Below are 22,835 nucleotides of genomic sequence, written 5' to 3'. Positions count from 1 at the left end.
GCTTTCCCGGGCGGAGAGTATCCAGCAGACAAAGATGTTTTCGGAGGACACAGATGTTCAGATCCAGCAAACGCAAAGCGGTAATCGCGACCGCCGCACTTGCCTTGAGCGGCGTACTCGCCCTCAGCGCCTGCAGCGGCGGTGGAGCCGACGCCGGCTCGGGCGCATTTGATCCCGATGCCGACGTCACCCTCAACTTCGCGTTCTGGGGCAACGACGTACGGGCCGACCTCTACACGCAGGCCATCGCCGCGTTCAATGTCGAGCACCCCAACATCACTGTCAACTCCACCTTCCTCGACTTCCCGGCCTTCTGGGAAAAGCGTCAGACCGAGGCCGCTGGCGGTGGGCTGCCCGATGTGATGCAGTTCGACTATTCCTACCTGCGCCAGTACTCCGAATCGAACCTCCTGCTCGACCTGGAACCGTACTTCGGCGACACGATCGCGACCGACGGCCTGAGCGAGGGCATCCTGCAGATCGGCGTCGTCAACGACGTGACAACGGCCATCCCCACCTCCACGAATGCGTGGGGTATGTTCACTAACCCCAAACTGATGGACAGCCTGGGGGTTGAACCGTACGAGGGCGGCGGAAGCTGGCAGGACTACTCGGACTGGATGGAATCAGCCACCGCCGCCGGTGCTGAGGCGGGCGTTTACGGCGGTTCGGACTGGACCGGGCGCATCCAGAACTTCGAGATCCAGCTGCGCTCCGAGGGCTCGTTCCTGTTCGATGACGCTGGTAAAGCAGGCTTTGACAAGGAGCGCCTGGCTGAATTCTGGAATGAAGGCGCCCCCGTTCGCGAGGAAATCGGCATCCCGGCACAGCGCGTCGAAGAGCTCATGCCCCTGAGCCCATTTGCCTCGGCGGTCGCCACGAGCGAGCTCACCTGGGACAACTTCGGTTCCGGCTACCTCGGCAGCCTGGGGGAGAGCTACACGGAGCTCGACCTGGTCGCACCGCCGGTTACCGTGGAAGGCTCCGCCGACCTATACCTCAAGCCGTCGATGCTGCACGCCGTGGCCGCAACGACCGAGCACCCTGAGGCGTCCACCATCCTGGTTGACTTCCTGATCAACAGCCCAGAGGCCGGTGCCATCTTCGGTACCAACCGCGGACTCCCCGCCTCCGAAACCCAGCTGGCCGGCGTTGAGCTCGCCGGCCTCGACGCTCAGATCCGCGACTATGAGGCGACAATCGCCGATCGCCTCGGTGACGCGCCTCCGGTGCCGATCACCGGCTTCGGCACGCTCGAGAACAAGTTCCTCCTGATCGGCCAGGAGCTTGGGTACGACACGATCACCGTGGATGAGGCCGTTGAGCAGTTCTTCGCGGAGATGGACGTCGTCCTGAACTAGTTCGATCCCACGAAGTCGTTAGCCCCTGAAATATTTGGAGAAGACACGTGACTACGCAAACGGACCCTCGTGCTCGCGAGACCAGCGCCGTTGAGGCCGCTTCTGCCCGCCCGGCCATGCGCCGGTCGGGCGGGAGCGGCCGGGGCCCGCGGAAGAACAGCATTTCCCGACGTGAAAACCGGGCAGGCTATATCTTCTTGCTGCCCTGGCTGCTCGGGTTCTTGGGCCTCACGATCGGCCCGATGCTGGTGTCCCTCTATTTGTCCTTCACCGACTACGACCTTTTCACGCCGCCGGAATGGGTGGGCCTGGATAATTTCGCCCGCATGTTTACTGAGGATCCGGTCTGGATCAAGTCGGTTCAGATCACCCTGCTTTATGTGCTCATCGGCACGCCGATCAAGCTGGCGGCGGCTCTAGCTGTGGCCATGCTGCTCAACTACCGCAACAAGGGATCCGGCTTCTTCCGTTCCGCGTTTTATGCGCCGTCCCTGATCGGGGCGAGCGTGAGTGTGGCCATTGTCTGGCGTGCAATGTTCGGCACGGATGGCCCGGTCGATAGCTCGCTGAGCGTCTTCGGCATCAACCTGGGCGGCTGGGTCGGTAACGTTGACTTCATCATTCCCATGATGATCCTGCTCGCTGTGTGGCAGTTCGGGGCACCGATGATCATTTTCCTGGCCGGGCTGAAAGAGGTTCCCCAGGAGCTCTATGAAGCGGCCGAGATGGACGGCGCTGGCCCCGTGCGCAAGTTCCGCAGCGTGACGCTGCCGATGCTCTCCGCCGTGATCTTTTTCAACCTTTTGCTCGAGATGATCGCGGCCTTCCAGGTCTTCGCGTCGGCGTACATCATCTCCAACGGAACGGGCGGTCCCGCCGGAATGACCAACTTTTATACCCTGTACCTCTATAAGCGCGGATTTGCCGACCTGCAGATGGGCTACGCCTCGGCGATGGCCTGGGCGCTGGTTGTTGTCGTGGCCGTCATCACCCTCATCCTGTTCAAGACTTCCAAGAGCTGGGTTCACTACGCGGGAGATAACAAATGAGCAATACCACCGAAGCGGTGAAGGGCGAGTACGTGCAGAACGCGCTGGCGCCCGTGCCTGGCCGGAGCCCCCGGCCCAAGCGCGGCGCCGTCAACACAGTCGTTTGGTTCGTTGTGCTGCTGGGGCTCACGATCGTCGTGCTCTACCCGCTGGTCTGGCTGTTCCTGGCCACCTTCAAGCCGGCCGGTGAGTTCGGTCAGAACCCCGGCATGTTCCCGCAGAACCCCACATTGGAGAACTACGTCAAGGTACTGGACGGGATCGCCGGGATCCCGCTCTGGCGTTTCTTCGCCAACTCCGTTTTTCTCGCCGTTATGAGCGTCGTTGGCACCATCGTCTCGTCATCGATGGCCGCATACGCCTTCGCTCGGGTGAAATTCATGGGACAGAAGATTCTCTTTGCCGCCATGATCGGCACCCTCTTGCTGCCGTTCCACGTGATCATCATTCCCCAGTACATCATCTTTCAGAAGCTTGACCTGATTGATACCTACGTGCCCCTGCTGCTCGGCCGGTTCCTGGCAACCGAGGCCTTCTTCATCTTCCTGATCGTGCAATTCATCCGTAACATTCCCCAAGACATGGATGAAGCCGCGCGCCTGGATGGCGCCGGGCATGCGCGGATCTTTTTTTCGATCATTTTGCCGTTGATTCGGCCGGCGCTCGTGACGACGGCCATCTTTACCTTCATCGGCAGCTGGAACGACTTTCTCGGCCCGCTTCTCTACGTGAACTCGCCGGAGCAGTATCCGCTGCCGGTCGCGCTGCGGCTCTACAACGACGCCACGAGCGGGTCGGACCTAGGAGCGACCTTCGCCGTCTCGTTCCTGGCGTTGCTACCCATTCTGATCTTTTTCATCGTGTTCCAACGGTTCCTCATTGCCGGTGTCGCGACGCAGGGTCTCAAGGGCTAGGTGACTGTGTCTGATCGACAGCTGCGTCGCGCAAAGCGCGCCTTCGAGCGAGCGGCAGAATCAGGAAGCGGTCCTACCCGGAATGAGGCTCTGCCAGTGCGGTGGCCGGGAGCGGCAAGGAAGTTCCCGCTGTTCGGCGAGGTGATGTTGGTCGGAATCCTCGTTGTGGTGGTGTCCCTCCCGATCATCACCCTGCCGCTCGCGCTGGCCGCCGGGGTGCGGCACGTGCGGCGCTTCCTCGCGTCGGACGATGCCAGGCTGTCCCTGTTCTGGGCCGACATCCGCTACGGGTTTGGCGCCAAGCTTCTGTTTGGTCTGGCGGTCTTGGGTTTGGCCGTCGTGCTGCTGCTCGACCTGGACCTGGCGGGCACCGGCGCGCTGCCGGGAGGTGCCCTTGTAGCAGTCGTCGGCTGGGTCGGCCTCGCCGCGCTGGCCCTCGTTGTGCTTGGCTATGCGGGGGCGTGGGCGCCGGGCATGACCGGCCGCACGGCGATCAGAGTGGGTATCGCCTCGTTGCGTGCCGACCTGGTTGGGGCCGCCTATCTGCTCTCGGCCGCCGGGTTCACGGTAATTGTCACCTGGCAGCTCGCACCGCTCATCATGCCGGCGCTCGGCTGCGTGGCACTGGCGATCGTGGCCATTCCCGAACGCCGCCCTGCACAGAGCACCGTGCAAGCGCTGCGCTGATCGGTCTTGTTTCCGGGACCGGCCTCATACGATTTGGTGGAGCATCGGCAATGAAAGAAGCATCGACCATAAAGACCGCGACTCTGTGAGCTGGGCGGGTACATGGCCACTGCTTATCAGCGCCGGCCAAGGCCGCACGCTCTCGATATTGCTGCCGTGGCACACAACAAAATAGGCAATGGTTCCACCTGGCACGGTTACTACATGTTCGCCGGCGGCCGTAACCCGCGCAGCGGCCTCCAGGAATCGCAGGCGACCGCGTACCCGAACGACATGCCGGTGTTCGACTACGACTTTCACGCCCTGATCGAAGCGACTGGCCGCGCCGCCGACAACATTCCTTCCTCGCCGCATTCGGTGACCGCCTCGCCGAAATGCCCTCGAGCTTGCCGGACGCCTTGCCTGTCGGTTTCCACGATCGCGAGACGCTGCGCTGGGCGCTGCGCAGTGATGGACAGAGCGCCTTCATCTTCGTGACGAGGCATCAACCCCACGAACCATTGCCGGAGCATCCCGGCGGCGGAAGGCACGTTCGTCGCACTCGCCAGCACCATCCAGAAGCCTGCTGCACGCGCTAGACGGCATTCAACTCGTCGAATGGTTCCGCTGGACCGAGAACACTGCGCAGTGAGTGCCAGCACCTCGATCGCCCAGGCGGTCATTCACCGTTAAACCGATATTTCACGTATTCGTGGTTGGCGGCATGCGTCTTGACAGGGACATGGTTCACGCATAACGTCGAAGGGAAAGCGATTTCCACGGAAAGGATTCAACGATGATTCCCAGCACGAAGACCATCGGCCGCGCTTCACTCGCGTTGGCCACGGGCGCGGTCCTGGCCCTCGGTGCACTCAGCGCCCCGGCAACCGCAGCCGGCCATAAGGACAAACCCGAGTCGAGCGTTCAACTGGAGCATCTGGATCGTGGGCTGGTCGGCTCCGCAACGTCAGAGGGGGTGTTTCTGAGCTGGCGGCTTCTGGGCGGTGAAGCAAACGGCGCGTCCGATACCGGGCTCACCGGCACGGACTTCACCGTCTATCGTGACGGTGAGCGCATCGCAACCGTTGCCGACAGTACCAATTTCCTGGATCCCGACGCGGTCGAGGGGGGCCGGTACGCCGTTGCAGCCGTCGTCGATGGAAGCGAACTCGACCGAAGCGAAGAGGTCACGCCCTGGTCAGAGGCTTACGCCGAGCTGCCGCTGCGCAAGCCGGCCGACGGTGTGACCCCGGCGGGGGAGACGTACACCTACTCCGCCAATGACATGAGCCTGGGCGACGTGGACGGCGACGGGCAATTCGAGTACATCGTCAAGTGGGACCCATCGAACTCCAAAGATGTCTCGCAGCGCGGGTATACCGGCAAAACATTCATTGACACCTATACGGCCGAGGGCACTCTGCTCCATCGCATTGATCTTGGTGTGAACATCCGTGCGGGTTCCCACTACACCCAGTTCCTCTCGTACGACTTTGACGGCGATGGGCGCTCGGAGATGATGTTCAAGACGGCTCCCGGGACCAAGACCATTTCATACGATAAGGATGGCAACGTCACCGGTGAGCGCTACGTCACGATGCCGAAGAAGGACGTTAAGGCCGGCTACAGCCACACAGACGACTACCGGATGAGCGCTCCGGACTACTACGACCACATGGTCGCAGTCTTCGAGGCCTGGCAGGACCACCCCGAGGTGAAGGCGGGAAACTGGCCCCAAACGCTGGAAGCGGCATTTGGAATTGACCAGCGTTACGACTACCCGCTCTCGCACGCGGATGCCGAGGCCACGACCGACTATTTCCTGGACGTATATGCCCCCGGCCGCAGTACCAACAACAAACTGCGTGAGTTCGAGGGCTTCATCGTCACCGGGCCCGAATATCTCACCGTCTTTGAGGGTGCCACCGGCGCCGAGCTGGAAACGATCCCCTTCGCAACCGCCCGTCACGACGACGGCTTGATCTGGGGCGACTACGCGATGTCCCGGATCGAACCCGGCAACCGAGTAGACCGGTTCCTGGCAGGAGTGGCCTACCTGGATGGCAAGCAGCCTTCCGCGGTCTTCGCCCGTGGCTACTACACACGCGCGACACTGGTTTCCTACAACTGGGATGGCAAGAAGCTCAAGGAAGTGTGGAACGTGGACAGCGGATGGACGCCGATGACCAATCCGTTCAACGACTCCCCGCACGGCAGGGATGGGACCGATCCTGAATTCGCCACCCTCACCACGCAGGGATTCCACTCCCTGAGCGCAGCGGATGTGGATGGTGACGGCAAGCAGGAAATCGTCTACGGCTCCGCCACGATCGATGACGATGGTTCCTTGCTCTACAGCTCCTTCGACGAATTGCCGGCGGGCAGTGCGGCACCTGGTGAGAGCGCACGTCTGGGCCACGGTGACGCAATGCACGTGACAGATATCGATCCGGCACGGCCGGGCCTGGAGATCTTCACTGTGCACGAGGGTGCCGCCGGTGCGCCATATGGTTACGCACTGCGCGACGCGGCCACCGGAGAGGTGCTCTACGGGGCCTATTCCGGAAGGGACACCGGCCGTGGCATGATCGGTGACGTCGACCCGAACGTCCCTGGTCTTGAAACCTGGGCGGTCGGTCTCTGGTCCGCTGGCGGGCAGAAACTGCCTTCTTCGGCACCGGGATCGAACATGAGCATACGGTGGGCCGCAGACATGACAACTCAAATCATCAACGGATCCGGCACTCAGACGCCTACGATCGACGACCTCGGCCGCGGACGCCTGCTGACGGTCGAGGGCGCTCGTACGAACAACTCGACCAAGGGAAATCCCAGCCTGGTGGCCGACGTCTTCGGTGACTGGCGGGAGGAACTGCTCGTTCGCACAATCGACAGTAGTGCCATCAGGATGTACCTCAGCACCGAGGTGACCGGACATAAGCTGACGACGCTCATGCACGACCCTCAGTATCGTGTTGAGATCGCCCGTCAAAATACGGCATACAACCAGCCGGCGTACACCAGTTATTACTTGGCTTCGGACATGGATTTTGCCGACGTGCCGGTGAAGTAGCCAGTATCTGGGTGACGGCATAGCGGCCACCCGTCGCTGTGCCGTCACGCCCGTCAGCGGGCAAACGCTTTCCCCAATTCGGTCCAAAGTATTGATTCGTCCTCGACGCGTCGATAGGCTGGCCGCAGTTCGCGCCGCTGAATCGGTTCAATCCTTCGGCGGTTTCGGCGCACTCTACTGCCGGATCAGCGATCAACACCCCGTTTTCAGTGCAGAAACCAGAAGGTGTGATGCCATGACTTCCCCCCACCCACTCACGCGCGCAACGCGTCCACTCCTCGTCGGAGGGGTGATTTTGGGCCTCGCCCTCGGCGGCGCTCCCGCCGTCGCCGCCGAGGTCCCGGATCCGGCGGCTTGGTCGTTTGACTTCGGCACTGCGGGGAGCCCAGTCGGTGAGGGCTGGACCGGAGTGTCCGAGTCCAACCGGTACACCGCGGAGGCCGGTTTCGGCATCGTTCCCGTGGACGGCATCGCGCCCGTCTCGCGCAATCGGACGGGTGCCACGGCCGACGCGGTCGCAAACGACTTCGTGCTGGCCACCGCCTGGGGTTTCGCCCTTGACGTTCCGAACGGAACGTATGCCGTGCACGTCTACTCGGGCGACCAGCTCACCGGTACCAGCACGACCAAGACGACTATCGCGTTGGAGGGTGTCGTTGCCGGCACTCTTCAGGCCCGGCAATCAGTGGCGGAGAGCACCTGGCAAGCAAGCGTCACCGATTCCCAGTTGACCATCGACATCACGGGCACCGGTTCTGGCGGCTACGTCAACGCACTCGTCGTCAGCAAGGTCGAAGCCCTGCCAGACCCGACGCCGACGCCGACGCCGACGCCAACGCCAACTCCTGAGCCCAGTTCGTCGCTGGAAGCGCCGGAGTCAGTGCGCATGTCGCACGTTAGCGCCGACGCCGTGTCGCTGCGCTGGAATGGAGTCAGCGGCGCCACCGGCTACGTGATCAGTCGGGCGGAGGCCATCGACGGCGAATACGCGCAGGTCGCGGAAACGAGCGGCGACGTCTACGTCACCAATGAAGCCGTCGACACGTCGACGCTCCACTACTACCGGGTACAGGCACGCGATGACGCCGGTCTATCTTCACCATCGGCCGCTACCGTCTCCTCACTGACCGGTGCGGTTCCGATACTGCCGGACAATGGCGTGCTCACCTTTGACCTCGGCAGCGGCGAGACCGCCCCCGGGGCGACGCGCCTGGACGCCACGAGCGCGTACTCGGCCTCGATGCGCGCGGGCTTCGTTGACGTCGCGGCCGTCACAGCCACCGACCGAGGCGGGGACGACGCTACGCGTTCGGACTTCGTCACCGTCGGTGACACCGAATTGATCGTCGACCTTCCAAGCGGCAACTACACAGCCACCCTGATCGCGGGCGACGCCGAGGGCGCCACGGACATTGCCATCACCGCAGAACGAATGATCAAGGTGCAGCAGACCGCGAAGGCGGCAGGCGCTTACCTGGAGATGTCCTTCAACATTGCCGTCGTCGACGGCCAGCTCAACCTCGAATTCGCTGGAACAGCAGCCAACCTCAACTCCTTCGTTCTCACCGCGCACAGTGCCCGCGAGGCAGGTATCGAACCGACTATCTGGGTCACCGGCGACTCGACGGCGCAGACATACACTTCCGGCTACGCACCGCAGGCTGGCTGGGGCCAGATGATCGAGCGTTTCCTGACCGATGACGTCACCGTGGAGAACAAGGCGATCGGCGGCCGCAGCGCGAAGAACTTCATCAGCCAGGGTCGGCTCGACGAGGTGCTCCTGGCCATTCGTCCTGGCGATTCCCTGTTCGTTCAGTTCGGTCACAACGACGCCAGCTACGGCGTCGATGATAGGTTCGCAGCCCCGGGCGACTACGCAGAGTATCTGCGCACCTTCGTGGACGGTGCGCTGCAGCGGGGCGCAACGCCCGTGCTCATGACGCCGGTGTCGCGACGGTCCTTCGACGCGAGCGGCGTGGCGAATGTATCCTTTCCCGAATACGTTCAGGCAGCTACCGGCCTCGCCACGGAAACCGGAACCGCTCTAGTCGACCTGTCAGCATCCAGCCGGTCGTACCTGAATGAAATCGGGCCGGAGGGGGCGCTTTCTGTGTACCTGCACGTGCCGGCCGGGGTCTACCCCGGTCGCCCGAACGGAACGGCGGACGACACCCACTTCCAGGAGTACGGCGCGATCCAGATGGCCCGCCTCGTCGCGACCGACGTCGCCGCCCTGGACATTCCCCTGGCCGATGCGATCGTCGCCGTCGAGCCGCCGGCATCAGTGCCCGCCTCGCCGGATGGACTAGTGGCCGGCAGCGTCTCGAACGCCGGAGCGCAGCTGACCTGGACCGCGTCGACGGGCGCGGACATCTACAAGGTGTTCCGCAAGGACGCCGACGCCGCAGATGACACCTACGCCCTCGTGACGACGTCAGCGATTCCGCAGGCCGCTGTGAGTGGCCTGGTCGAAGGCTCCTCCTATGATCTGCGGGTCGTTGCGGTGAACGGACGCGGCGACTCCGCCCCGTCGGATGTCGTTCGGGTCACGACCAAGGCGCCGCTGTACAAGTTTGATTTGCAGCTCTTGGGCAACGAACTCATGCCCGGCTACACGGCACTCGACCAGACGAGCCTGTACACACCCGAGATCGGGTGGGGATTCCTCGCGGTCGACGGGCTGGGTGGGCGTGACCGAGGTACAAACTTCGTTCCAGTGCCGACGGCATTGCAGCGGGACTTCCTGCTGCCGGGCGGTGCGGCGCACGAGCTCGTCTTTGACGTGCCAAACGGCTCGTATGCGCTCAAGGCCTACTACGGCGATCCGCTAGGTAGCGGCAGGCTGGGCCTGGTGGCCGAAGGTAAGGACTACGGCTCGGCCAACGCTGCCCGCGGTACGGTTGCCGAAAAGGTCCTGCAGCCGGTCCTGGTCACGGACGGGCAGCTGAACATCATCCCGACTGGATGGTTCAACGGACTGGAAATCACTCCACTGCTGATCGCACCGACGGAGCTGACGCTCGATGACATCACCATCGATGGCAGTGCCGTCGCTGTGTCGCTGCGCTGGCAGGGCACGGACGAAGCGGTCGGTTACCGGGTCTATCGCCAGAATGCCGATGCGACGGAGGCAGTAGTTCTGGGCGACGTCGCAGTTACCTCGTTTCGTGACACCACAGCGGATGTCGGCCTCGACTACTTGTACACGGTGGTCGCTCTCGACGCGGCCGGCGTCGAGTCCGTGCCGTCGAACACCCTCGAGCTGACCACGGTTGACGCCGACGTGGCGAAGGCGCCGGTTCCAGCCGGTCTGACGCTGGGTGAGGTGAATAAGAACGATGTGACGATCAGTTGGCAACCGTCAGAGGGCGCTCTGTTCTACCACGTCTTCCGAGCAATTCCGAAGTCGGACGGCTCCGTTGGTGATCTCGAGCTGATCGCGCGTGCGGACACGGCAAGATACACCGACACGGATGTTCTGACCACGGTCGAATACGGCTACGCGGTTGCGGCGGTCAATGCCGGCGGTATCTCGGAGAAGTCAGAGACGGTAACCTCGCCGGCCGTCACCACGCTGGTGCGACAGGCGGAGCGGCTTGACCGTTCGCCGGTTGCCGTGGCGAGCGACACCGGCGTATATCTCGGCTGGCGCATGCTCGGACTCGACCCGGATTCGATCGCTTTCAACGTCTTTCGTGACGGCGAACTGATCACGACTGAGCCGGTGACCGCCAGCACCAACTTGCTTGACGCCGACGGAAACGCGACCTCCAGCTACCGGATCAGCACCGTGGTCAACGGTGTCGAGCGCTGGGCGACCGACTCGTTCACCGTCTGGGATTCCCAGACGCTCGACGTGCCGCTCGACAAGCCGGCGGATGCTTATACCAAGGACGGTCAGCCGTACAGCTACCGCGCCGGTGACGCCTCGATCGGCGACGTCGATGGCGATGGCCAGTACGAGATCATCCTCAAATGGGATCCATCCAACTCCAAGGACAATTCCCAGCGCGGGTACACCGGCACGGTGTTTATCGACGCGTACGAGCTTGACGGTACCCGGCTGTGGCGGATCGACCTGGGTCAGAACATCCGGGCCGGAGCGCACTACACGCAGTTCCAGGTCTACGACCTGAATGGCGACGGCACCGCGGAGGTCACGCTGAAGACCGCCGACGGAACTGTCGACGGAACCGGCGTCGTCATCGGCGACGCGCGCGCTGACTACCGAAACTCGGGCGGCTACGTGCTGACCGGACCGGAATTTCTCACCGTTTTCAACGGCGCGACCGGAGCGGCGGTCGACACGATCGACTACACCCCGGCGCGCGGCGATGTCGGCGCGTGGGGAGATGGCTACGGCAACCGGGTCGACCGGTTCCTGGCCGGAGTGGCCTACCTCGATGGCGAGCACCCGAGCGTGGTCTTCAGCCGTGGTTACTACACCCGCACCGTACTGGCGGCCTATGACTTTGATGGCACCACCCTCACCCAGCGGTGGAGCTTCGACTCGGATGTCTCCGGAGACGAATATCAAGGCCAGGGGAACCACCAGTTCTCGGTGGCCGATGTCGATGGCGACCAGAAAGATGAAATCGTTTTCGGGTCCATGACCATCGACGACGACGGCTCGGTTCTCTACAACACCGACCTCGGCCACGGGGACGCGCTTCATGTCGGCGACCTGGATCCGTCCCGGCCCGGCCTCGAGGTGTTCGCTGCGCACGAGGAAGCACCGAGTGCGAAGGGTATCGGCGCTACCTTCCGCGACGCCGCAACGGGTGAGGTGCTCTGGTCGATCCCGGCGACGGTTGACACCGGACGCGCGGCGGCCGGCGACATCGACCCACGTCATGCAGGCGCAGAGGGCTGGGCGATCGGCGGAAGCGCAGCATGGAACTCGCCGACCGGTCAGCTGAGGTCTGCCTCGGGGGAGCTTGTTTCCGAAGATATCCCCGCGGCCAACTTCCTCACCTGGTGGGACGGTGACCTGCTTCGGGAGATCACCGATCACGACTGGGACGAGGCCACCCGTACCGGCGTGCCGACCGTCTCGAAGTGGAACTGGGAGACGAACTCGGTGGCACAGGTGTACCGGGCGACCGGCACGGTGACCAACAATGACACCAAGGGAACGCCCGCTCTGCAGGCCGATCTCTTCGGCGACTGGCGCGAAGAGATTATCACCCGTGTGGACGACTCGACGGCCCTGCGGATCGCCACCACGGTGGATCTGACCGATGAGCGGTTGCGTACTCTGCAGTCCGACCCGGTCTACCGATTGGGCGTCGCGTGGCAGAACACGTCGTACAACCAGCCGCCACACACCTCGTACTTCCTGGGCGAAGGAATGACGGCGCCGTCCGCGCCACACATTGCCTACACCGGTGCGGAACGACTCGGTGAGCTGGTGAACCCGGAACCCGATTTCGTGCCGGAGGCGGCCGACAAGAATGACCTCAAGAAGGGCAATGAAATTGACCTCGGGCTGAACAAGAAGAAACTGCCGCGCGGCGACTCCGAGGTGACGCTTCAGAATCTCGTTGCCGGCGAGTGGTTCTACGTGTATCTCAATGAAGCTGGACTGGGGTGGCACCACGCGTCAGCGGATGGAACCCTGGTGGTGACCACCCCGGCGAGCACAGGGCCGGGCGACAACACGTTCGTTGTTTTCGATGGCACGGGTGGGCTGCTCGGCTGGGACAAGGTCACGGTGAAGGGACCTCCTGCGGGCCCGCACGGGGGGATGCGAGCGATTTAATCGAGTGACCAGTACGCGGGCCCGGGCGATATTATCGGCCGGGCCCGCGTTTTGACCCGGAGGCCACCACGCTTAGGCCCGTGGCGAACCGCCCACGACGGCGTTGTGCAGCTGATCGCTGTCGAGGCCGAGTCGGGACGGACTCGCGATGTTCGTCAGCAGTACGAAACACAGGTCACGTTCGGGATAGATCCAGAATTCGGTGCCGGCCCAGCCGCCGTGCCCGTAGACGCGTTGCTCCAGCAGGCCGGGCGCAGCATGGCGCAGATTCCAACCAAGACCCCAATCCTGGCCAGCCTCTACCGGGTACGGAGCCAGCTTGGGCAGCCCCGCCGTGCATGGGCGCAGCATCGCCGCGACCGTGGCCGGGTGCACCACGTCGTCGCCACCACGCAGTAGCGCACTGCCGAGGGCGAGCAGGTCGTCTGCACGGGCGTACAGGCCAGCCCCCGGATGCCGCAGTTCCTGAAAAGCGGCATAGTCCAGTCCCAAGGCGGCCGCGTCCACAACCGGATGCGGGTTGCATGCGATATCGAAGGTGACTCCCGGCATGCCGGCGACCTCGGCCAGGTCGGCGAGCTCGGCATCGAGGCTGCGCCCGGTGGCGTGTTCGATGAGGGCCTGCACACCTGCGAAGGCGATGCTCGAGTAGCGCGTCATCGATCCGGCGGCGAAGTCGGCCGCCCCGGAGACGAGCGCGTGCTCGAGACCGCCCGGTGTCTCGAGTGGGGGCTCGGCGATTCCCGCGGTGTGCGTGAGCAGGTGCTGCAGGCGCACGGTGTCGGTGCGGTTCGCGCCGAAGGCTTCGAGGGCCTGCGCCACCGGCGCGGTCAGTGAGAGCTGTCCCTGCTCCACGGCGCGCAGGGCCACGAGTGCGACGAGCGGCTTAGTGATGGAGAAAAGCGGGTAGTGATCGGTGACGGTCGTCGAGCGACCGTTTTGCACCCCGAAGGCGTCGAGTTCGGCGACTCCCGCAGAAGTCGCGACACCGAGCACCGCGGTGGGCAGCCGTTTGCCGTTGATCTGGCGTCGCACCCAGTCGAAGGCATGGCCGTACGACGCCCGCGATGCTGCGCTTCCGTAGATGTCCGTGCCGGTCGTGTTGACACTGTTCGTGTTGTCACTGGTCACTGGCGTTTTCCCGTCGCGCACGGAGCATCCGCGCTCGCCATTCAGCCTATCGTGTAACGATACACGCCAGCGTACTATGCCGAATAACTGTCCTAGACGGTGATACGGACAATTTCGTGTAACGTTGCACGCGAGCAGAGGATGTAAGACTATGACCGCAGTCAGTATGCGCGACGTCGCCAGACTGGCCGGGGTGTCGGTGAGCACAGTGTCCAACGTTGTCAATAGGCCGGACGGGGTGGCGACCGAACTTGCCGCCCGGGTCACCGAGGCGATCACGCAACTTGGTTTCGTGCGCAACGAAGCGGCCAGGCAGCTGCGAACCGGGCGCAGCGAGACGCTCGGGCTCACCGTTCTCGACCTTTCCAACCCCTTCTTCGCCGCCATCGCCACCGGCGTTGAGCAGGCCGCCGCCGCGGCCGGCTATTCCGTGCTTCTGGCCACGAGCTCGTCAATACCCGGCCACGAGGCCGACACCCTCGACCTGTTCGAACGGCACCGCGTCGATGGCGTGCTGGTCGCGTCGGCCGGAAACATGCTCGAACGGCTCGACCAGTTGCGCCAGCGCGGAATCCCCGCTGTGCTCATCGACAGCCTCGACGACCGTGGCGCCTTCTCCTCCGTCTCAGCGAACAACGTGACGGGCGGACGACTGGCCGCCCGTCACTTGATCGAGAACGGACGAACGCGACTGCTCTTTGTGGGCGGCCCGCGAGCGGTCTCCCAGATGCGCGATCGCCTCGAGGGATGCCAGGAGGCAGTGCTCGCCGCGCGGGGCGTGACCCTCGACGTGAAGTGGACGCAGACCCTCTCCGCCGAGCTCGGGCTATCGATCGGTTCCGAGCTCGCCGACCGGCCAGTGCATGAGCGACCGGACGCTGTCTTCGCGGCGAATGACATGCTCGCGCTCGGCCTCATTCAGGGACTCGTTCGTGGTGGAGTGCGGGTGCCGGAGGATGTAGCCATCATCGGCTATGACGACATCGTCTTCGCTGCTGCGGCCGGCGTGCCGCTCAGCTCCGTGCGCCAGCCCAGTCGTGCCATGGGGGAGCGGGCCGCCGCGACCCTGATCGACCACCTGCGCCACCCCGCCGAGTATCGCCCGCGCGCGGTGACCTTTGAACCCTCCCTCGTGGCTCGGGCCTCGAGCGGTGCCCGGCCAGCGGCATCCGTTCTCTGAAGCGCCCTCATACGAGACGCCCCCATATATAAGGAGCACCAGATGCAGGACACCGCAATGGTTGGCAACGGGCTGACGCAGGCGACAGGGGTGCCGTCTGTACTGGCGGGACGAAGCACCGCGCTGCTGATTCTCGCGCTCGGCCTGCTGGGGGCGATCTGGCCGCTCACGATGGACCTCTACCTTCCCTCGTTTCCGCAGCTCGGGGAGGAATTCGGCACTACTCCGGCGATGGTGCAGCTGACCCTCACCGCCGCGTTCATCGGTATGGGACTGGGGCAACTCATCGCCGGACCGATCTCTGATGCCATCGGTCGCAACCGCCCGCTCGTGGTTGTGGTCGTGCTGTATGGCCTCGCATCGATCACCTGCGCCCTGGCACCCACGATCACGCTTCTGATTGGCGCCCGGTTTTTGCAGGGTATGGCCTCGGCCGCCTGCGCCGTCATCTCGATAGCGATCGTGCGTGATGTCGCCTCCGGTGACCGGATGCTCATTCTGCTCGCCCGGCTCTCGCTCATTTCGGGCGTATTCGTCGTGGGGTCGCCCGCCCTCGGCGCGCAGCTGCTCACCTTCATGGACTGGCGTGGCCTGTTCTGGAGTCTCGTCTGCTACGGACTGCTCCTCGTGGTGATCGTGACGACCGTGCTGCTGCGTCACGAAACGAATTCGCCGACCCGGCGAGCGCTGCGCCAGACGGTTCGCCTGCGTGACGACTATCTGGCGCTCGCCTCCGACGGCCACTTTCGCTCCGTCGTGCTTGGCGGCGGCCTGTTGTTCGGCGGCATGATGGCGTATATGGCGTCGAGTTCGTTCGTGTTCCAGGACGTCTTCGGGCTCACCGCGACCGGGTATGCGATCGTATTCGGTACCCACGGTGCCCTCATGATCGTGGGCGCCCAGGTCGGCGCCCGGCTCGCCCGCGCGTTCACGGCCCGGCGCGTCCTGTTTATCGGGCTGACCGGGCTCGTGACCTGCGCTGTGCTGCTGCTCGTGAGCGTGGCGCTGATTCCGCAGCTCGGTTTCTGGGGGTTTCTCGGCCCGCTGATGGGGTTCACGACGGCTTTCGGGCTCGCCAACCCGGCGCTGGGCGCTGTGGCCCTCGGGCCGCACGGTACTCGTGCAGGCACGGCGGCATCCGTTCTGGGCGCCTCAAACATGAGCTTCGCGGCCGGCCTCGCGCCCCTCGCCGGTCACTTTGGTGTTCAAACGCCCCTGCCGACCGCAGCGATTATGGTGGTCGCCGTGTCGCTCGCCGCCGTGGTGTTCGTCAGGGGATTTCGCCCAGCGCGCGGGAGCAATGTCGGGGATGTCCCTTCTGTGTCAAGCGGTGGGCATGAGTCCATTTGCGCGGGAGCGTCGAGTGATGATAAACAAGACAAAACAGCGGGACAACGCTTTCCCGTTGACGGAGATCAAAGACGATTGCCCAGGAGGTATTTCTTGAACCACAACCCTGATCGCGTCAAGCGATGATGCAATACGGCGGCGACTACAACCCCGAGCAGTGGCCGGAAGAGGTGTGGCCGGACGACGTCGCACGCATGCGTGAGGCTGGCGTCACGATGGTGAGCCTCGGTATCTTCGCCTGGTCGCGGATTCAACCGGCCGAGGGGGTTTTCAATTTCGGCTGGCTCGATCGCGTGATCGACCTGCTGCACGAGGGCGGCATCGCCGTGGACCTGGCGACCGCGACGGCTTCTCCGCCGCCCTGGGCCTCGGCCATCTACCCGGAACTGCTGCCGTCTGATGAGAACGGCGCGGTGTACTGGCCGGGCAGCCGCCAGCAGTTTGCACCGACCTCGCCGGTGTACCGGCGGCTCGCCGCGGAGTTGGTGACCCGGCTCGCCGAACGTTACGCGGCGCATCCGGCCGTCACGATGTGGCACGTCAACAACGAATACGGCTGTCACCTGAACCTCGATTACTCCGACGCCGCCCGCGACGCCTTCCGCGTCTGGCTCGAGGACCGCTTTGGCACGATCGCCGAGCTTAATGAAGCCTGGGGCACCTACTTTTGGTCGCAACGGTACTCATCGTTCGCCGAGGTCTTTCCGCCGCGCAAGGCCCCATACAGCCATAACCCGGCCCAACTGATCGATTTTCGGCGGTTCACGTCGGACGCCCTGCTCGAGTGCTACCTGATGGAAAAACGCATCATCCGGGCGAGCGGGGCCACCCAGCCGATCACGACGAACTTCATGGGCGCGTTCAAGCCGGCCGACTACTGGCGGTGGGCGCAGGAGATGGACGTCATCACCGACGACTGCTACCCCGACCCGAACGACCCGGAGAGTTTTCGGGCCGCGGCCTTCCAGCGCGACCTGATGCGCTCGCTCAAGCCGCACGTTCCCTGGTTGCTCATGGAGCAAGCGAGCAATGCGCTGAATTGGCGGCCGACGAACGCGCCCAAGGCGCCCGGGCAGATGGCTGCCCTCAGCATGCAAGCCGTCGCGCGCGGTGCCGACGGCATCCTGTTCTTTCAGTGGCGTCAGTCCCGGTCGGGGGCAGAGAAATTTCACTCGGCCATGCTCCCGCATGCCGGAACGGACACCCGCACCTGGCGTGAAGTCGTCGCGCTCGGCGCGGAGCTCGGGGATCTCCCCGACCTCCCCGTCGGCGCCCGTGACGCCACGGTCGCCATCGTCTTCGACTGGGAAAACTGGTGGGCGATCGAAAGCCCCGATCACCCTGTGGTGCTCGATTACCTTGCGCTCGTGCAACGCTGGTACGCGGCTGCCCACCGGCAGCACGTGCAGGTGGACCTGGTGCGGGCATCCGCTGATCTGACCGGCTACCGGCTCGTTATCGCGCCGCAGCTGTATCTGCTGCGCGACGACGGCGCGGCAAATCTGAGCGACTTCGTTTCGTCCGGCGGGCAGCTATTAATGACCGCGTTCAGCGACGTGGTTGACGAATTCGACCGCTTTCGGCCCGGCGGTTACCTCACCCAGCTCGGCGGTCTGCTGGGCGTCGGCGTCGAGGATTTCGGCGCGCTGGTGCCACCCGATTCCGCGGGACCTGGCCAGTCGCAGGCGCCGATCAGCTCGCCCGCAGGCGAAATTGTCGGCACGTTGCTGGCCGAGGAGATCCACGCCAGCGACGCGACGATTGTCGGCACCTTCGTGGGGGGCCGTCTGAACGGGCGACCCGCTTTCACCGTGAACTCCGTCGGGTCGGGTCGGGCGTGGTATCTCGCCACGATTCCGGATGCTGTGGGAACCGGCAGTCTGCTGGCCTACCTGTTCACGGAAGCGGGTATTGACCCGGTGCTTGCTGGCCTGCCGACCAGTGTCGAGGTGGCCCGGCGTGGCGACGTCGTCACCGTGATCAACCACGACAGCACGCCGGTCTCCGTGACCGTCGTCGGCACCGACCTGCTCACCGGCGAGAACGTCGAGAGCTTCGTGCTTCCGGCATTCGGCTACCGGTTTATTCAGTCACCCGAAGTGTCCAGGGAAGCATGACTAAGAGCACAACGACCACCGAGTGGACCCTCTCCGGATTCGGCGATGAGATCAGCCCAGACCCGGTGGTACAGATCGCCGTGCTGCAGGCGCTCGGAGCCCGTCATATCGAGGTGCGGAGCGCCTGGAACATTAATATCGTGGACCTGAGCGAGGCTGAACTGACGCGTCTCGACACGATCCTGCGGGCCGGCGGCATGGGCGTCTCGGCCATCGCATCTCCCATCGGCAAGGTGGACGTGAGCGAGCCCATAGCTGTGGAGGTCGGGCGGCTGAAACGTGCCATCCGGGCCGCGCAGGTGCTCGGTACCCGATACATTCGTATTTTTTCCTTTTATCGAGCAGAAGGCACGACACCCGAATCCATCCGCGACGCCGTGATGGTGCACATGCGCGCCCTCGCGGCCGAGGCGGAGAAAAGCGGGGTGATCCTCCTGCACGAAAACGAGAAGGACATCTTCGGCGACATTCCCGACCGGGTGCTTGACATCGTGCAGAGCGTGAACTCCCCGGCACTCAGGCTCGCCTGGGATGCCGCGAATTTCGTGCAGGTGGGCGTCAAGCCATTCACCGAGGGCTACGCCAAACTGCGGCCCTACCTGGAGTATCTGCAGGTGAAGGATGCCCGCATGAGTGATCAGCAGGTTACTCCGGCCGGGGAGGGTGACGGTGAGATTCAGCAGACGATCAATGCGCTTCGGGACGACGGTTTCGACGGTTTCGCCTCGCTCGAACCCCACCTGGCCGACACCCACCAGCTCGGCGGATTCTCCGGTCCGGTCGCGTTCGGCGTGGCCGGACGTGCCTTCGATCGCATGCTGCTTGAAGCCGGGGTCGGTACAAAATGAGCGCGCCGGTTCTGCGCGTGGCCATCGTGGGCTGCGGAGTCATCGGCCGACAACACGCCAGCGTCGTGGCCGCCAATCCCGACCTTGAACTCGTCGTCGTCATTGATCCGCTGCCAATGGTGGGCACGGCGCTCGCTGATTCGGTGCGGGCCGACGGGCATCCGCGGCCAGAGATCTACGCCGACCTGGCCACCGCCCTGCTGCACGAGGCCATCGACCTCGTGGCCATTTGCACACCGAGCGGGCTGCACGCTGCGCTCGCCGTGCACGCCCTCGAGGCCGGCGCGCACGTCATCATCGAGAAACCGATCGACGTCGACCTCGCCAGCGCCCGTGCCGTGATGAGCGCGGCGGATGCTGCCCGGTTGCGCGGGCAGGTCACCTCCGTGATCAGCCAGCACCGGTTTGACGCCGGCAGCGTGGCTGTATCGCGCGCCATCGAGAGCGGCCGGTTTGGCCGGGTGACGTCGGCGGTAGCATCGCTCGCGTGGTGGCGTGCCCAGGACTACTACGATTCAGGGGACTGGCGCGGAACCTGGGAACTCGATGGTGGTGGTGCAGTGATGAACCAAGGCGTGCACACCATCGACCTGCTGCTCTGGTTTCTCGGCACGCCGGTCGAGGTGCACGCCCACACCGCGCTCTCGGCGCACGAACGCATCGAGGTCGAGGATACCGCCGTGGCCACCGTGCGCTTTGAGTCCGGTGCCCTCGCCGTCATTCACTGCACCACGGCCGCCTACCCTGGCCTCACCGCGAGGCTGCAGGTGCATGGCGATCGGGGTTCTGCCGTTCTCGACAACGATCGACTGTCGTACTTTCATGCCGCCGGGGATGACGCCGAATCCGGCTCGTCGTATGGTTTGGCCGGGCTCGGCAATCAAGCCGCCGAGGAGGTAGGGGAGCGGGAGTCCTCCGAAAATACCAGCGGGGCCGACGATCTGCAGTCGGCTCACCAGCGCCAGTACGCCGACGTCGTCACGGCGATCAGAAGTGGTGTGGAGCCGGTCGTCGGAGTGCGGGAGGCGGCATCCGCTCTCGCACTGGTTCGTGCCATCTACGTCTCGGCCACGGTGGGCCGCGCCGTGGATTTCACGGACGTTCTGAACGGATCGTATGACGAGATTGTCGCGGTGACCGGCCCAACGCGCTAGTCGCCCAGGGCTGAGTTTCGGTGCGCACGGTCTCTCCGGAGACCACGGCGCGCTTGATCGCAAGCTGAAGATAGTGATCTTGCGCGGCCTCGGCGAGGCTGTATACCGCGGGACCACCCATCACGTGGTCGCTCATACCCACGAGCAGGGCGGCGATCGAGAGCTCGTCGTCGGCCAGTCGGGCCGGGGCGAACTCGTTCACGTAGGTCCACTCGTCGCCGAGGGTGAGCCCGCGCAGAAATAGCCCCTCGTGGTTGCCGGCGCCGCCGGCGGATACTCGGGTGATCCCCCGATGCAACGGCGCACCGTTCCGATCCAGGGTGCGCACCTGTTCGTCGCGCAGTTCGCCGCGGTCGCCGCGAACCAGCATGCTGTGTGACCGAAGCCATGATCGGTACTGGTCGGAGCTGAAGTCGTAGCACCCGAGGCGATCGCCGAAATCGAGCCGCGCGCTCGTGTGAGTTTCGTTCAGCAGGTGCTCCGCGTGCGGGTCACCCGCCCTCGTGGGGCCGGCGACGAGCGGGGCAACGCGCTCGTGCGCCGTGATCGTGGCGTTCTCGAAACCGATTCCGAGTATCCGTCGCAGCACGCTCATGCCGTGATAGTCGTGGCAGACGGAAACGGATGCCTCACCCACTGTTCCCAGAATCCCTGACCGGGCGACCGCGATTTGGCTGGTCAACAGCGGCTCCAGGTGATACTGCTCGGCCACCTGAATGAGGGCCCCGTCCTGCACGAGGTCGAGCAGCGGGAGGAGTGATGGAATGTCGGGAGCGGGCGGGGTCTCGGTGAGTACGGGAATTTTGCGGCGAGCGAGCTCGGTGATGAGCTCTGGGGCATCGCTCGGCATCACGGCCACGACCACGAAGTCGGGGGAGCAGTTGCCTAGCAGTTCTTCGACGGTACCGAAGGTGGGCACGTTCCAGTCTGCCTCGATGGCACGCACTGTGGCGGCGCGTCGCGCGACGACCCCGCACACGCGAAAGTACTCCGGTAATTCACGGGCCACGCGCAGGAACGCTACGGCGCGAAACCCGCCACCTACAATCGCAAAGATAGCCGGGGCATTGGGTATCTGTCGGGGGATCATCCGGCTCAGTCTGACAGCAAGTCCGATGCAAGGAAAGCGTTTGCCCGAAGAGTAGACTCGCCCTAGGCTTGATTGTGCGCACTTCCGGGTCGTGGCAGTCAACGACGATGAACACGAAGGTAAAAATTAAGCATGAACCCTCAGTCCGGGTCTGACCTGAATCTCATTCACACGGCGGAATCCGAGGTGAGCGTGACTTGGCGCGGCCAGCCGCTTATGACATATACCTACCGCGCCACCGACGCGCAGATGGAATCTCCGCGCCCGTATGTGCACCCGGTGTACACGTTCGGCGGCAATCTCGTGAGCTTGCTGCGCCCCCACGACCACGTTTGGCACAAGGGGATCACCTGGTCGCTGCCCAACTTCGGTGAAGACAACTTTTGGGGCGGAGTCACCTATCGACGTGACGGCGGCTACCAGCAGTTGCCCAACAACGGCAGCATGACCCACGACGCCATCGTCGACACGACCGTCGACGACGCTCAGGCCTCCTTCGCTCACGACCTGATCTGGCGCAGCCAAACCGGTGACGAACTCGTGCAGGAGCGCCGCCGACTGACGGTGTCCATTGCAGACGTGCCAGACGCCTGGGTACTGCGCTGGGACACCGAGATGACTAACGTCTCCGGGATATCCGTTCGGATTGGGTCGCCGACCACCGAGGGCCGGGACAATGCCGGGTACGGCGGTCTGTTTTGGCGAGGCCCACGCTCGTTCACCGACGGCACGCTCTTTGGCCCGGACGGGACCGGCGGCGAGGAACTTCGCGGCACTCGGCATGAGTGGCTTGGCCTCACCGGACACAACGATGCGGCCACCGGATTCTCGTCGATCGTGATCGTGGATGAACGTGACAACCTGCGCCACCCGCCGCAGTGGTTTGCCCGCAGCGAGAACTACGGTTGTCTTAACCCCGCGCCGTTCTTCAGCGAGGAATACGATTTCGCGCCGGGGGAGACACTGAAATTCTCCTATGCCGTCGTGATTGCCGACGGCCAGGCCGAAGGTGATCGGGCCACCGAGTTGGCCGGCGCCGGCCGCCGAGTCTTGCGAGGAAAAGCAACGGCGTGAGCGCCCTGAAACGTTAAGTGGCGGGCGGGCGATGCCGCAGCGTCCGCTCGCCGAATGCGTACCATCT

At 64.2% G+C, this 22,835-nt stretch carries 15 protein-coding genes; 13 read left to right on the top strand and 2 right to left on the bottom strand.

The window, feature by feature from the left end; translation table 11 throughout:
• Nucleotides 1–53: 53 nt before the first annotated feature.
• The 7 genes from E3N85_RS07840 (at nucleotide 54) to E3N85_RS17150 (ending at nucleotide 12,824) form a co-directional block, all read left to right on the top strand.
• Nucleotides 54–1,361, top strand: coding sequence for an ABC transporter substrate-binding protein (locus tag E3N85_RS07840; protein WP_134461708.1), 1,308 nt, complete (start codon nucleotides 54–56; stop codon nucleotides 1,359–1,361).
• A gap of 116 nt (nucleotides 1,362–1,477) precedes the next feature.
• Complete coding sequence (locus E3N85_RS07835) at nucleotides 1,478–2,410, top strand: carbohydrate ABC transporter permease (RefSeq protein WP_134462216.1); 933 nt, start codon at nucleotides 1,478–1,480, stop codon at nucleotides 2,408–2,410.
• A complete protein-coding gene (locus tag E3N85_RS07830; RefSeq protein WP_134461705.1) occupies nucleotides 2,407–3,324 on the top strand; it encodes a carbohydrate ABC transporter permease in 918 nt (305 codons plus the stop codon). Before E3N85_RS07835 ends, E3N85_RS07830 begins: the two co-directional genes overlap by 4 nt.
• 96 nt (nucleotides 3,325–3,420) lie before the next feature.
• Nucleotides 3,421–4,011 carry a hypothetical protein gene (locus tag E3N85_RS07825; RefSeq protein WP_241978376.1) on the top strand — a complete coding sequence of 197 codons (591 nt, stop codon included), beginning with the start codon at nucleotides 3,421–3,423 and terminating at the stop codon, nucleotides 4,009–4,011.
• A gap of 102 nt (nucleotides 4,012–4,113) precedes the next feature.
• On the top strand, nucleotides 4,114–4,488 hold the full coding sequence (locus tag E3N85_RS07820) for a hypothetical protein (RefSeq protein ID WP_241978375.1): 375 nt from the start codon (nucleotides 4,114–4,116) through the stop codon (nucleotides 4,486–4,488).
• Between the two features lie 298 nt (nucleotides 4,489–4,786).
• Nucleotides 4,787–7,063: a rhamnogalacturonan lyase gene (locus E3N85_RS07815; protein WP_134461702.1), complete on the top strand. Its 2,277-nt coding sequence runs from the start codon at nucleotides 4,787–4,789 to the stop codon at nucleotides 7,061–7,063.
• A 235-nt stretch (nucleotides 7,064–7,298) separates the two neighbouring features.
• The gene (locus E3N85_RS17150; RefSeq protein WP_134461699.1) at nucleotides 7,299–12,824 is read left to right on the top strand and encodes a fibronectin type III domain-containing protein; all 5,526 of its coding nucleotides are present in this window, start codon (nucleotides 7,299–7,301) and stop codon (nucleotides 12,822–12,824) included.
• A 72-nt stretch (nucleotides 12,825–12,896) separates the two neighbouring features.
• Here the strand turns inward: E3N85_RS17150 and E3N85_RS07805 are convergent, their stop codons facing one another.
• The gene (locus tag E3N85_RS07805) at nucleotides 12,897–13,955 is read right to left on the bottom strand and encodes a serine hydrolase (protein WP_241978374.1); all 1,059 of its coding nucleotides are present in this window, start codon (nucleotides 13,953–13,955) and stop codon (nucleotides 12,897–12,899) included.
• Between the two features lie 151 nt (nucleotides 13,956–14,106).
• Here E3N85_RS07805 and E3N85_RS07800 point away from each other — a divergent pair, with 151 nt between their 5' ends.
• Genes E3N85_RS07800 through E3N85_RS07780 form a run of 5 tightly spaced genes read left to right on the top strand, consistent with a single transcriptional unit; the run spans nucleotide 14,107 to nucleotide 20,604 of the window.
• On the top strand, nucleotides 14,107–15,135 hold the full coding sequence (locus E3N85_RS07800) for a LacI family DNA-binding transcriptional regulator (RefSeq protein WP_134461697.1): 1,029 nt from the start codon (nucleotides 14,107–14,109) through the stop codon (nucleotides 15,133–15,135).
• A 42-nt stretch (nucleotides 15,136–15,177) separates the two neighbouring features.
• Nucleotides 15,178–16,611, top strand: coding sequence for a multidrug effflux MFS transporter (locus E3N85_RS07795; RefSeq protein ID WP_134461694.1), 1,434 nt, complete (start codon nucleotides 15,178–15,180; stop codon nucleotides 16,609–16,611).
• Nucleotides 16,608–18,602, top strand: a complete 1,995-nt coding sequence (locus tag E3N85_RS07790; RefSeq protein WP_241978373.1) for a beta-galactosidase — start codon at nucleotides 16,608–16,610, stop codon at nucleotides 18,600–18,602. Before E3N85_RS07795 ends, E3N85_RS07790 begins: the two co-directional genes overlap by 4 nt.
• On the top strand, nucleotides 18,599–19,450 hold the full coding sequence (locus E3N85_RS07785) for a sugar phosphate isomerase/epimerase (RefSeq protein ID WP_134461692.1): 852 nt from the start codon (nucleotides 18,599–18,601) through the stop codon (nucleotides 19,448–19,450). Before E3N85_RS07790 ends, E3N85_RS07785 begins: the two co-directional genes overlap by 4 nt.
• Nucleotides 19,447–20,604 (top strand): Gfo/Idh/MocA family protein, encoded by a 1,158-nt coding sequence (locus tag E3N85_RS07780; protein ID WP_134461689.1) that lies wholly within the window; start codon nucleotides 19,447–19,449, stop codon nucleotides 20,602–20,604. Before E3N85_RS07785 ends, E3N85_RS07780 begins: the two co-directional genes overlap by 4 nt.
• On the opposite strand, the gene E3N85_RS07775 is transcribed toward E3N85_RS07780, so the two are convergent.
• Nucleotides 20,543–21,694 carry a Gfo/Idh/MocA family protein gene (locus tag E3N85_RS07775; protein WP_134461686.1) on the bottom strand — a complete coding sequence of 384 codons (1,152 nt, stop codon included), beginning with the start codon at nucleotides 21,692–21,694 and terminating at the stop codon, nucleotides 20,543–20,545. The two genes, E3N85_RS07780 and E3N85_RS07775, sit on opposite strands and share 62 nt — an antisense overlap.
• Nucleotides 21,695–21,826: 132 nt before the next feature.
• On the opposite strand from E3N85_RS07775, the gene E3N85_RS07770 reads away from it, so the two are divergent.
• Nucleotides 21,827–22,768, top strand: coding sequence for a PmoA family protein (locus tag E3N85_RS07770; RefSeq protein ID WP_134461683.1), 942 nt, complete (start codon nucleotides 21,827–21,829; stop codon nucleotides 22,766–22,768).
• Nucleotides 22,769–22,835 lie beyond the last annotated feature (67 nt).

Source organism: Cryobacterium sp. Hz9, assembly GCF_004402825.1.
GTDB lineage: Bacteria > Actinomycetota > Actinomycetes > Actinomycetales > Microbacteriaceae > Cryobacterium > Cryobacterium gelidum.
This window is presented reverse-complemented; position numbering and strand designations above follow the sequence as displayed.